General features: G+C 69.0%; 7 protein-coding genes. 3 read left to right on the top strand and 4 right to left on the bottom strand.

Features of this window, described 5'->3' with window-relative positions; all coding sequences use genetic code 11:
* Nucleotides 1-1,143 (top strand): MFS transporter (locus ABT085_RS35385; RefSeq protein WP_351617534.1); only part of this gene is annotated, 1,143 nt, incomplete at its 5' end.
* Between the two features lie 398 nt (nucleotides 1,144-1,541).
* Nucleotides 1,542-1,826, top strand: a complete 285-nt coding sequence (locus ABT085_RS35380) for a hypothetical protein (RefSeq protein ID WP_351617532.1) — start codon at nucleotides 1,542-1,544, stop codon at nucleotides 1,824-1,826.
* 194 nt (nucleotides 1,827-2,020) lie between these two features.
* Here the strand turns inward: ABT085_RS35380 and ABT085_RS35375 are convergent, their stop codons facing one another.
* The 3 genes from ABT085_RS35375 to ABT085_RS35365 form a co-directional block, all read right to left on the bottom strand.
* Nucleotides 2,021-4,555: a helicase associated domain-containing protein gene (locus ABT085_RS35375; protein ID WP_502982877.1), complete on the bottom strand. Its 2,535-nt coding sequence runs from the start codon at nucleotides 4,553-4,555 to the stop codon at nucleotides 2,021-2,023.
* Nucleotides 4,556-4,668: 113 nt separating this feature from the next.
* Nucleotides 4,669-5,349, bottom strand: a complete 681-nt coding sequence (locus ABT085_RS35370; RefSeq protein ID WP_351617529.1) for a GntR family transcriptional regulator — start codon at nucleotides 5,347-5,349, stop codon at nucleotides 4,669-4,671.
* Between the two features lie 255 nt (nucleotides 5,350-5,604).
* Nucleotides 5,605-5,823 (bottom strand): hypothetical protein, encoded by a 219-nt coding sequence (locus ABT085_RS35365; protein ID WP_351617526.1) that lies wholly within the window; start codon nucleotides 5,821-5,823, stop codon nucleotides 5,605-5,607.
* Nucleotides 5,824-6,061: 238 nt separating this feature from the next.
* On the opposite strand from ABT085_RS35365, the gene ABT085_RS35360 reads away from it, so the two are divergent.
* Nucleotides 6,062-9,178, top strand: coding sequence for a helix-turn-helix domain-containing protein (locus ABT085_RS35360; protein ID WP_351617523.1), 3,117 nt, complete (start codon nucleotides 6,062-6,064; stop codon nucleotides 9,176-9,178).
* Between the two features lie 442 nt (nucleotides 9,179-9,620).
* Here ABT085_RS35360 and ABT085_RS35355 read toward each other — a convergent pair whose 3' ends face one another.
* On the bottom strand, nucleotides 9,621-10,511 hold the full coding sequence (locus ABT085_RS35355) for a replication-relaxation family protein (protein WP_351617520.1): 891 nt from the start codon (nucleotides 10,509-10,511) through the stop codon (nucleotides 9,621-9,623).
* Between the last annotated feature and the right edge of the window lie 1,996 nt (nucleotides 10,512-12,507).

The raw sequence follows: 12,507 nt of genomic DNA, 5'->3' as shown, positions 1-12,507 counted from the left end.
GTCTACTACGCCTTCCCCGTCCTCAACCCCCAGATCACCCACGCGACCGGCTGGCCGGCCGGGGCCACCACCGCGGCGTTCTCCCTCGGCCTCGTCGTCTCCGCCCTCGCCGGGATCCGCGTCGGGCGCATCCTCGACCGTCGCGGCCCGCGCACCGTCATGACCGCCGGCTCTGCGCTCGGCGTCGTCAGCCTGCTGATCGTCGCTGCGGCCCCGAACATCCGGGTCTTCGTCGCCGGTTGGGCGCTGGCCGGGATCGCGATGGCCTCCACCTTCTATCAGCCCGCGTTCGCCGCCCTCACCCGATGGTGGGCCCCCGACCACGTACACGCCCTGACCGTCGTCACCCTCGTCGGCGGGCTCGCCTCCACCGTCTTCGCACCCCTGACCGCAGCCCTCGCCGACCACCTGTCCTGGCGCCACACCTACCTCGTGCTCGCCGCGATCCTCGCCGCCGTCACCATCCCCGCCCACGCCCTGGCCCTGCGCGCACCCTGGCCCGACGCCCCCACCAGCCCCGCACACGCGACCGCAGGCGCTGCCGGAGTCGCGCGCAGCAGACCGTTCCTTCTGCTCGCCGCCGCCTTCACCCTGTCCGGCTTCGCGATGTACGCCGTCGTCATCGCCCTCGTCCCCCTCCTCCTGGAACACGGATACACCACCAGCCAGGCCGCCTGGGCCCTCGGCGTCGGCGGCGCCGGGCAGACCCTCGGCCGCACCCTGTACGCCGCCCTCTCACGCCGCACCACCGTCACGGCCCGCACCACGATCCTGATCGCGCTCGGCGCAGTGACCACCGCCGCCTTCGCCGCCGCCCCCGGTCCGTACGCCCTGCTCATTGCCGTGTCGGTCCTGGCCGGCATGGTCCGCGGCAACCTCACCCTGCTGCAGGCCACCGCCGTCACCGACCGCTGGGGCGCCACGGACTACGGACGCCTCTCCGGACTCCTTGCGGCACCGGCCACCACAGCGGCAGCCCTCGCGCCGTTCGCCGGCGCCGCCCTGGCCGTGCCGCTCGGCGGCTACGGACCGCTGTTTTTCCTCCTCGCCACGGTCTCCGCGATCGCCGCCCTCACCGCGCTACGTGGTTCGAGTGGTGCCGCGGCCAGAGAGGTGGTGGCCAGGTGGAAGACCGGGCCGTGACACCTGAGCCGAAGCACCATAGTTGGCACCAACAGCGTCCACTGACCTGCGACGTTGATCACGTGAAGCACGCTGCTTGTCACAAGGCCGGCGTGCTACTTGTCACCAACGGCGTGCAAAGCACGGTGGATGTCACCGGCTTCGGCGTTCTGCCGGTCGCCTCAACTGCACAGCGGCCCCGATGGTCAGCTCCGGAGGACTGATGGAACCGGTCCTGCCTGGGCGATGTCTGGGTAGGCGTGGGTGGTCTTCTATTTCTCTCTCTGGCCCTTGCGCCGTTCCTGGCACCCTGCGTTGTCCTGGGCGCTGCCGTCGCACTGGTCCGACGGGTCTGTAGGCAGCAACTGGCGCTGGTCGGGCGCCTGCCAAGCGTCGCCACCTGCGTTCTGGTAGCGGTCATGGGCAGCGCGGCGGCGTTCGGCGCGTATTCGTGGGGTGTGATGTCGGGGTTCTACATCCTGGACCCGGATCAGATGTGCGCGGCGAAGGGCATACCTGGCGATCACATAGTGACGCAATGGAGGTTGCCGGTCGGTGCACAGTGCGTCACATCAGACGGCGTGGGAACCGAGCTGGCCCCAGGCTGGGTGAATCCCGTGATCTTCATAAGCCTCGCGCTGTTGCTACTGGCCCTCGGCACGGGAACCCTCGCGGCAGTGCGCCGACATCTCTCCTCGCGGTGAAGCACTCACTCGCGTTCCCTACCCATACGCACACGAACCCCACATCTGGCCATCGTGACGCTCACCCACCAGCTCAAGTACTCAGCTACACCCAGCGCACCTCTCCAGCGACTCTGGTGACAGAACGTCCGCCTTGGTGACATCTACCGTGCTTCGGCTCGTCACCTGGGGCGAGCCGCAGTGCGAGTGCTGGGCTACCAGCGCATACCCAGAGCATCGAGGTCGGCCCGGCGCTGGTCGCTCAGCTTTCCTGCCCTGCGGCGGGCGTTGTCCACCCAGGCGCCGAGCTTCACGACTTCTTCCCGGCCGCTGCCACCCGCGTCGCCCACGACCGTTTCAAGGTGCTTGCGGGGCACCAGGAGATGACCCTCCCTTGTGTGGAACTGTCGCGCGGCCGCCAGACTGGCGGCCCACCGGGCTTCCTGCGACCGGGACGCGCCCGGCACTGGCTCGCCTTCGGCCGGTGGTTCGATTCCGATGGTTTCCAGGAGCCATTGCTGTGCGGGCATGAGCCTGTTCCACCCAGCCTGCTGCCCCGCGATCCACACGCCCAGGTCCTCGCCCTGCATGATCAGTTCCCCCGGCCCGGCCGGGAGTGGGCCGCCCGCTTTCACGTGGGCGAGGGCGAGCCGGAGCCCCCGCTGCCAGCTGACCTCCCATACCGGGCACCATCCTGGATCCAGATCAGCCAGAGCCTCCATACGGGACTCCGGCAGTTCACCGGCGTAGGAAACACCCGTCTCCCCGTTCGCCCGCCGTCGGGCGTTCTCAACGGCCTTGCGAGCTGCTGCGCGGGCGTTCTTCATGAAGGTCCCGATGGGGTAGTCGTCGAAGACGGCCGTGGTGGGTGGGAGCAGGTGTCCGTGTGTGTCGGTGTAGGCGCGGGCGACGGCGAGGCCGGCTTCCCACGCGGATGCCTGGACCGACCACACCATTCCGAGCGTCTCCAGCTGCTGAACGCGGGCGGCTTCCAGGGTCCCGGCCGTGTAGTACCTCCGCTGGTCCGCGATCCACACCCCCAGCGGATGGGAACCGACCGCACCCCAGCCCTCTGGAGTGACGTACGTGTAGGGCACCCGCAGTTCGGTGTTGCCGGTCTCGCGCAGCCACCGGGTGGCCACCTCGATGCCGCGCCGCCAGTACGCGGCTTCGGGGTCGATGACCCGCAGCCTGACGAACCGGGCGAGGGCGGCGGGGTCGCGTTCCTCGCTGAACCTGAGCACGCCGGCCGCCGCCGCGCTGAGAGGGACGATGTCGTCCCCGTCGTCCCCGTCGTCCCCGTCGTCCCCGTTGTTCTCGTGGTCGTCCTGGTCGTGGTCGTCGTCCGTGTCCGGCTGCGGGCGGGCGTTGCGCACGCGAGGGTCGGCGAGTGCCTCGATCGTGTCCGTGTCGTGGGCCCGCAGCGCTCCGAGGATCTTGGCGAGGGTGCCGTAGGCGTTGGAGGTGAGGAGTTCGTTCGCGTCCTCGTCCTCGCCGAGGAACACCGGCACGATCAGCGTGGCCAGCTTCCCCACCCCCGGACGCGTCCGCAGGGCGCGCCCGACCATCTGCACGATGTCCACCATCGAGCCGCGGGCGTCGGCGAACAGGACGGCATCGCATTCGGCGGTGTCGACGCCCTCACCCAGCACCCTCACCGAGGACAGCACCCGCAGCTCCGCGCGTACGTCCGTGCCATCGAGGCCAGGGCCCTCGAGGTAGTCGGAGGCGAACTCGTCCAGGACCTGGCGGCGGTGGGCGGGGGCGTGTTCGCCGTACAGCCACGCCGACCACACCTGCCCGGCGGGCGGGAAGGTGTCGGGGTCGTCCTCGGCGAGCCGGGCGGCTGTCACGGGCACGGCGGCCGCCATGGCTTCCGCCTCGTTGACGCGGCTGTGGAAGCTGAGCACCCGCCGGAACCGCTCTTCAACGGCCGCGCGCATGAGTCCGGTCTGCACGGCCGCGAGGCGGGCCCCGCGTACGGCGTCGGAGCCGGTCGCCTCGGTCGTCATCGCGGCATGCAGATGCGGGTCGCGGATGTCCAGGCACAGCACCTGATACGGCGCCACCAGCCCCATACGGATTGCCTCGGACAGCTTCAGCTTGTAGGCGACCGGCCCGAACACGGGGGAGTCCTCGTCCATGGACGCCACCAGCCGCGGCCGCTGCCCGTCTCCGTCGGCCTCCCACACGCGTGCCGTGGCGGTCATGTACAGCCGCCGCACCGCCGGGATCTGCATCTGGTCGTGCACGGCGGCCCACGGCTTCAACCCGTCCCCGCTGACCCGGTGTGCCTCGTCCACGACGATCAGGTCCCATACCGGCAGCCCCGCGGCGTGCGCGCGCTGGAGGGTGCCCATGCCGACCGACGCATACGTCGCGAACACCGTCACCGTCTCGTCGTCGGCCGTCCACGCGATCAGCTCGTCGGGATCCGTCGTGCAGGGCAGACCCTGGCTGTCCGCACCTCGCAGCGAGCACACACCGATCATGGCGCCGCGCCGGCCGCCCGTCCGCCACGCGCCGGCCATCTGCAGGAGCAGGTCCAGGGTGGGCACCAGGACCAGCACCCGCCGCGCTGAGAGACGGATCGCCGACTCCACCCCGATCAGCGTCTTGCCCGACCCGGTCGCGGCGATGACCTGGGTGCGCAGCCCCTCAGGCGGGATGCCCTGCCCGGGGTGTTCGGAGAGACGGTGCAGCACCGCGTCGACTGCCTCGACTTGATGGGGGCGAAGAGTGAGGGTCACGATGGTGGTCCTCCTGGTCAATGGACTGCTCTGGTGACTGGGGGTGGGCGGCCGTGCGCCTGGCAGTGGACGGCCGCCCGGTCATGCTCAGTGCACGTGTGGGAAGGGCGGGCCTAGAACGGCGGGCCGCCTGGGTCGCGCGGCTCGCCGCGCTCGGGCCAGATCCGCAGGACGGCGTCCTCGTCGGCTGACTGCGGACCGCCCGCCCGCGCGATGGCGGGCTGGTCTTTGGGGCGGCGGCCGCCGTCGCGCAGGATCGCGCGGGCGGACTCGATCAGGTGCCGGTCGGCGTCGCTCACACCGTGCGCCACCAGAGCGCGGGCGGCCGACACGTACGCCTCACTCATCCACCGCAGGACGTGCCGGTCGAGCCCGGCCAGGACGCCGACGTCCAGACGGCGCGACGGCATCGTCTCCTCGTCCTCCCACACCGACTCCCGGTGCGAGCCCCCACCGACGGCAAGGGCCGACGAGTCCGGCTTGCCCGGGCCGGACTCCATACCTGCGAGCGTCCGGCAGACGGAAGCCGCCGCCAGGACATCGAGAACCGGGTTCGTCTCCACCAGGTCCTGGCGCGTCAGGGCGAACGTGCCGCTGCCCGGCACGGTCCGGATGAGGCCGGCCGCAGCGAGCCTCGCCAGCGCCGCGGCCGCCGTGCCCGACGAAACCCCGTACGAGCGGGCCAGCTTGGCCTGCGACGGCAGCCGCTCCCCGTCGCGGATTGACCCCTGGTGTATGGCCACGGCGAGGTCCCCGGCGATCAACTCGGGGGAGTTCTCGGTGAGTACGGTCATGGATCTACGGTAGCCCAATCTGTCAATAAAATTGACAGATTGGGGAGGTTCAACGACTGTCTCGCAAGCCTGACGCGGACGACCTTGCGGAGTGCGTCGTCAAGACGCAGGCCGCCGCCCGTACTCGAAGATGTGGGGTCGCACCGGCTGGGGGCCCACCCGCAGGTGGGCCCCCAGCCGGTCTGCTGTGAGCGAGCTGTCAGAAGGCAGTTGCTCAAAAACCGAGCCCGCGCATCCTGGGACTCGGACAGGCACTCATCGCTTATGGATCGCGATGCCGAAGGCTGCGGCCAGAGCCGCCCCGACGCCGCCGACCGCCGCGATGGGTGCAGTCAGCGAGGGGTGAGCCAGGCAGAGGTAGCCGGTGCCGCCCAGCACCAGGGCGACAACGAGGACCAGGAGCAGCGTCTGCACCGGGTCGGGCCCCTGCGCGGCCGGCCGCTGGGTCTCGGGCTGGCGGTCGTTGTCGGACATAGGGAGTTTCCCCTCCTGTGAGCACCCTGCGGACGGTCCGCGGGCAGTGTGCGGAGCGGGACTCGCGCACTGCCTTCCACCCTCGAGGAGGGGGTGATCTTGCGGGAGTGGGAACGTCGGTTGTCGGCAGATTGGCAACCTTTGGCTTCTGAGCAGAGCGTTTCCCTGGGTGTCATCGCATAGGCCATAATCGGGCAACTGCGCTGTTAGCGGACGGCGTTGTCGAACGGGGGGCAGGGTGTTGGACGAATCCGGGACGCCGGCTGTGGGAGCGGCCGCGGCCAAGTACGGGGCTGCGTTGAAGGACGCAGTGGACCGCTATCGCAAGGCCACCAGCCAGACCCAGAAGGCGGTAGCCGAGGCCCTGAACGTCAGTGCGTCTACCCTCTCCCGGTATCTGAGCGGGGAGCGATTCGCTCCCCGCGAAGTTCTCTCCGCTATCCGGGATCTCCTCGCAGAGCAGGGCATACCTCTCTCGGACGAGGACGACAAGAAGCTGCACACTCTATGCGAACAGGCACAACTTGCCAGTGGCGCCCCTGGTGTCCGGCTCGAGTATTACAAGAATCAGGTCGCCGGCTTACGCCTCGACCATCAGCATGCGCGGCAGCTCGATGAGGCGCGCTTGTCCGACATCGAAGAACAGCTAGCCCGCCTTGCGGAGCAGCTGAAACAGGAGCGGGGTGCACGAACCGCCGAGGACGCCGGCCCGACTCTTCAAATCCAGGTCGCCGAGCAGGACAAAAGCCTGCGCCATGCCCAGGACTCTGTCCGCGGCACCGCGAAGGAACTCGACCAGCAGCGTGAACAGACCCTGGAGCTCCTAGACGAGGTCGGCGAGCTCCGCGAGCAGAGCAAGCTCCTCGAACGGCAGCAGAAGGTTGTTCCCGAGGTGTCAATGCAGGTCAAGCCCGAGTACGGCACCGGAGCAGAGGATGCTCCTCGGGCTTGGGACACGGGTGGGCACAGCAAGAGGGAGGAGAACACCTCCCAGATTCCTGGTCCTTCACCGGCGGGCTCAGACGTTCCCGGGTTTCGGAACGTGGCGGATGCGGTCTCCTTGATCGAGACGATCGATGGCCTTGCGGTGGCCCGGCCCGGCCGCCAGCTGCCGGTCGTGAAGGTCGTCAGTGGTGACGGGCAGATCGCGGTGGACTTCGTCGGTGCCTACGCCGACAGGCTCAGCGCCGCAGGGGTCCCGCACGCGGTCATCGACGCCGAATTGCTCAGCAGGATTGATGCGGCGGGCAGCGACGGCTTCGGGCAGCTGCTGGATGAGGTGGCAGCACGTCTGAAGAACTCTTTCAGCGGCCCTGCCGGTGCCGGGGAGCCCGAACTGCGCGACTATGACCTCTGCCGTCGCGTGGTGAAGGAGTGCTCCGCCGAAGCGGATCAGAGGGAACTGCCCGGCGGGCATCCAACCAGTGAGCGCGGGGCTGGCGGCCGGAAGCCGACAGTGAACTCCGGAGCGGGCCAGCGCCTCGGCCGGCTCCGGCGGGACCGGCGGCCATGGAGACACCGCCTTATGGATGCCCTCACCGGCAGGGAAGAGCCCGGTAATGGCGGCTGGCGGGGACTGCTGGTGGAAGCCCTGCTGCGGGATCTGCGCAGCGCGAAAAGGCAGCCGGCGCGCCGCCCGTGGCGACGGCCCCCAACCGGCCCGCTCCTGCTGCTCGTCCTGCTCGGACCGGATGAGACGGACGCCGAGCGGCGCGCGCTGGCCGGTCAGCTGGTCGCAGAGATCGCCGCGTGTGCCCGCCGGGTGCCCGCACCGCTACTGGTGCTGGCGGCCGGCACCAGCGCGGCGCTGCAGCCTGCTGTCTCCGTCCCGGCCGCCGCCCGCAAGGTGCGCCCGGGTGTACGGCTTGCCAGGCCCACCAGGACCCTGAAGGTGGAGCTCAAGGATGCCAAGAGTCCTACAGTCCTGCCCGTGAAGCCTTTCAGGCCCGCACCCGTCTCGCGGCGCCTACAGGGTCGCAATCTGGTGGCAGCGGTGACGATTCCTCCCGTTGCGATCGCCGCCTGCTTGTACGTGGGGCAGTCAGATCCAGAGAAGTGTCCCGGCCTGCACGATGCCGACAGCTCCACCCGGGTGGGTGTCGATCTGGGCGGGCAGGAGTGCTGGTTCACCACCGCGCCCGAACAGAAGAAGATCCGGGATCTTCAGAAGGGCATCGACGCAGAGAATCAGCAGGTCGTCGAAGCGGACAAGGCCATGGGCGGCGGTGGTTCCAGCTACGTCACGGTGGTATTCGTCGCACCGCTCACCTCCAACCCCCACGGGAACAACGGACAGATCACCCCGTCCGCCGTGATGCAGCTCGAAGGCGCGTTCGACGCGCAGAAGTACCAGAACGAGAAGGCTGCGCTCGTGCCGGGAGGTGTCCGCATCCGGATGCTCGTGGCGAACACGGGGTTCGCCTTCCAGAAGGGCCCTGATGTCGCCCAGCAGATCGCGGAACTCACCCGAACCGACCCCCACATCGTCGCGGTGATCGGGATCGCCCAGAGCCACCAGGAGACCGTAAACGCGATCAACCTGCTCCCCACAGACCTTCCCGTCGTCAGCGCGGCGGCCACCGGAGACTTCCTGGCCTACGACCAGCGCTACTTCCCAACCCAGCCGGACAACCGGATCATGGCCCGCGCCATGGTCACCCACATCCTGAAGACCAAACCCAAGAGCGTCCTTGTCGTCTACGGCGACAACGACCTGTACAGCACGAACCTGCGCAGCGATCTCATGGCAGAGCTCGCCGAGCCGCACAACGGCAAGAACGTGACGTCCGTCGTGCTGCGGGAGCAGCAGGGAAACACCACATCCGACGACGGGTTCAAGGTGGCCAAGGCGATGTGCGACACCTACAAGGCGGGCGGGGCTGTGCTCTACGCAGCGCGCGGCACCCAGCTCCCCCGCCTCTGGGACGACGTGAGAACAACCTGCGGCACTGACAGCAACCACAAAATGCCTGTGCTGGCCGCGGACATCAACACGGTCATCGAGAGCACCAGCATCAACGCGCAGACCTACCCAGGCGCGTATGAGGGGGTGAAGCTGAGCTACGTCGCGTTCTCGGCGACAGGCAACAGCGACGAGGCCACCGGCCGCGACGCGCTCTTCACCGTGGCCACGGCGGTCGGCGTGAAAGGTGCGCATCGCCGTCCCGCCGACGTCCTCAAGCAGCTCCGTGAGGGGGTCGATGTCCCCGAAAGCAGTATCCAAAACCAGAAGCTCACCCAGTCCAGCCAGACGTTCAGGGTGGCCGACTGGAACCGCGACATGGCAGAACGCGACCTGTGGATCTGCGACGCCCCGCCCAAGCCGAGAGGCAAAAAGGAATGCCGCACACCATGAAGACCTCCGCGGCCCCACCATGAGCCAGCGTCAGCGCAAATTATGCCGACACCGATAACACCGCAGGCGCACTCATGAGCGGTACAGGCTCAGCCAAGCGCCGCAGTTACGGTGTGCCGGACCGGTAACGGCCCGGCACACCGCGTGCACTGAACGGTTCACTCGGCTTGATGGCCGCCTTGCAGGAATCGGTAGACAAGGCGAAGGCCTCCCGCATGGAGGGGGAGGCTGAGGTGCATGAGCTAGATCGCGACCGGAGGCAGGGGACCGGTCACGACGCCGCAAGCAGCCCGCGGGAGCGGGCTGCGCGACCGGTGCGCAATCGGCTGCGCAACGTTGTGGCCTGCATGGTCGGGTCTGTGGTTGGGGGGTTGCGCATGCGTGGTCGGGCTTATGGGCGGGCTCTGCACGGCGCCCTGCGCAGGCCTGCGCAATCGCGCGCTCATGACGTGCGTGAGTGCATCCAGCCGACCCTGTGGGCAGGGTTGCGTACGGGTCGCCATACGGGTGCGGAGGGTCCGTCGCGCAGCAGGTCGACCAGCGGCGCTGCCATGACCGGGACTTCCCGCAGGAACGCCGCGACGGCCAGTTCCCGGGATGCGGCCTTCAGGGCACTGATCCGGTTGTCGACGCCGGCTGCTCCGGTGCCGTCCAGGAGGAACAGCAGCCGCGGGAAGAGCGGGTAGCGCTGTCGCCAGTCGGGCTCCGTCTGCACCCCGCCGGCCTGCCGGTGCCGGCCAGGCGGCGCCATGGGGATGTAGGCGTGCAGGCGGGCGTATGCGGTGAGTTTGGCTGCGAGCCGTTCCGGGCCCATGGTTGCCCGGTCGACCTCGACGAACGCCCGCAGCATCGACCCACTGCCAGCGCGGTAGAACAGCAAGGCGTCAGGGATGACCGCCTCCCCGCCCCTGAGGGGGTGGTGGACCTCCGGTATCCAGTCCAGCGGCCGGCAGATGTCGCCGCGGGTACGGGCATCCTGTACGAACGACAGGCCCACCTCGCTCACGGTCAGGGCGTGGGCCACCCGCAGCCGCGCAGCCGTGGGATCGGCGATCAGCCGCGGCGCAGCGAAGCCACGGAGCTCCGGCCACTCAGAGGCGACCTGCACCCCGTACGCCGTGGCGAACCACACCCGCCGCCGCCCCGCCTGAGGCAACGTCACCCGCTCAACTAGCCCCTCCTCCCGCAACTTCATCAACCGCCGCCGTGTCTGCTCGATCCGCACCCCCGCCGCAGTCAACAAATGCAGCTGCTCCGTCGTCACCAGCCGGTACTGCGCCACGACAGCCAGCGCCAGCCGGTCCCCGACCGCCGCCTCCAGATTCAACGCCACGCCCGCCACCTCCTGTACCAGGCGCCGGACCCTCCGGCGCCCCGTACAGCCACGGCAGCAGCCGGCCCGAACCACCATCCCGACCAGGACCACCCGACCACGGGCACGATCCGATAGCCCCGCCCCCGACCACGCCCACAACCCCGCAGGCCACCCCTCCGACAACCCCGACCACAACTGTCGGTCTTCTCCCGACACCTGACGGAGTTTCCGCAGGTCACCATGCTGCTCGGGCGTGGTCGGCACCCAGACATCCCCCTCTGCACACCCCCGCACCCAGCACAAGCCAGGGAAAGGAAGGGAGGTAGGGGCGGGTAGGGCGGCGAGCCTCGGGGGATCGGAACGGCCACCTCTCCTCGCGCGTCGCCAGCCGGCCTCCGCGCGACCCGAACGCCGGACGCTGCGACCTGGCAGGGAGGCAGGGAAGCGAAGAGGCGGGACCGCCGCACGGCTGCGTGGTGCGCGGTCAACGGGGCGCACCACGTCTTCGGTGGCTGCGCTCAACGACCTCTTGCGGGAACGTCTGACAGGCGCAGCGGCGGTTGGAGGTCCGGGAGAGCGATTCCAAGATTGCGGCTAGGGGCTGCGGCACGGCATAGAGATCACACAAGAGTGTTTTTGATCCATGCGGACTTACTCGTTGCGCTGATTCACCGACGGATCTGCGCGCCCCACCCGCTATCGCCAATCACTTCAAGGCATACCGGTCAAGATCATCTCCGGTTCCGGGCTTGCGGTCCCGGATCGATCAAGAGAAGGAGGACCTTCGTGAAGTCTGAACCCGGTAGGGCGTCCCGATTGGGCCCGCTGCCCCGTCGATCCAAGTGGATCCAAGGCGGCACAATCGCCTCGGCCACACTCATCCTGGCAACTGGATTGGTCAGCCCGGCCGTGGCTGTAGCGCACAGCATCAGAGACCGTGCGAGCGTATTGAGCCGTGTGGGTGGTGGAGGCGACGAGTGCCGGGACGGGGAGCACCACGACAAGCCTGCGTTCCGCCCAGACTTCTGGAGTGAACGCCACTGCGCTGATGGTGCGAAGGGCGCCACGGGCCCCACTGGTGCGACCGGCGCTACCGGATCAACGGGCGCTACCGGAGCGACCGGAGCGACCGGAGCGACGGGCGCCACGGGGGCAACCGGAGTCGGCACCCAAGGCGCTACCGGTGCGACCGGACCAACGGGTCCAGGTGGAGGCGCCACTGGTGCGACCGGCGCTACCGGATCAACGGGCGCTACCGGAGCGACCGGCCCGACTGGTGCCACAGGCGCAACAGGGTCTGGCGGTCTGTCCGGCCGTGAGGTTGTGTTCAACGGCACTGATGTCCCCCCGGGCGAAGTCGGCAACGCCACGGCGACCTGCCCACCGGGAAAGGTCACCACGGGGGGAGGTATCACATGGTTCGGTGGCCCATGGGACACCGAGTACTCGAGGCCCGATAACAACGACCCCACGCTGTGGTACGCCGGCGCCCGCAACATCGGTACAGGGACGGGGACCATCTACGCCTACGCGATCTGCGTCACTCCATCCTCATAGGGCCTGAGCAAGTTTGAGGTGAGTGCGGGCTCCCGCGTGCAAGCCTAACCTTCGGGCGTGTGCCGCGGGCCCGGCCGTTCTCAGTCTGACTTGGGGCCCGGCGTCGGGGAACATCCCGTATTCTGGAGACGTCTCGTAGGAGAGACAGCTGGCGGGGAATTATCCGGACCAGGTTTGCCGACCTCCCGGAGATATACAATTCCCCGCCAGCCTTAGACGCCACACGCGGAAATTCCCGGCGCAGCATCCATACGCCAATCCGTATTCCTATTTCACCTGCGCGCGGTCTGCTCCGCAGACACGACGCGCCGCCGCTACGCGGCGGAAATGCAGCCGTGGCATTGCTACGCAATGCGTGAGGGGGGGGGGGGCCGGGGGGGGGCCCCCCCCCCGGGGGGTGCGCCGGCCCCCCGGCCCGCGGGGGGGGGGGGGGGCGCCACCCCCCCCCCCCCACCGG

The sequence above is a fragment of the Streptomyces sp. NPDC002265 genome, assembly GCF_040296125.1.
Taxonomy (GTDB): domain Bacteria; phylum Actinomycetota; class Actinomycetes; order Streptomycetales; family Streptomycetaceae; genus Streptomyces.
The sequence above is the reverse complement of the archived record's forward strand: the minus strand, read 5'-3'. Positions and strand labels throughout refer to the sequence as shown.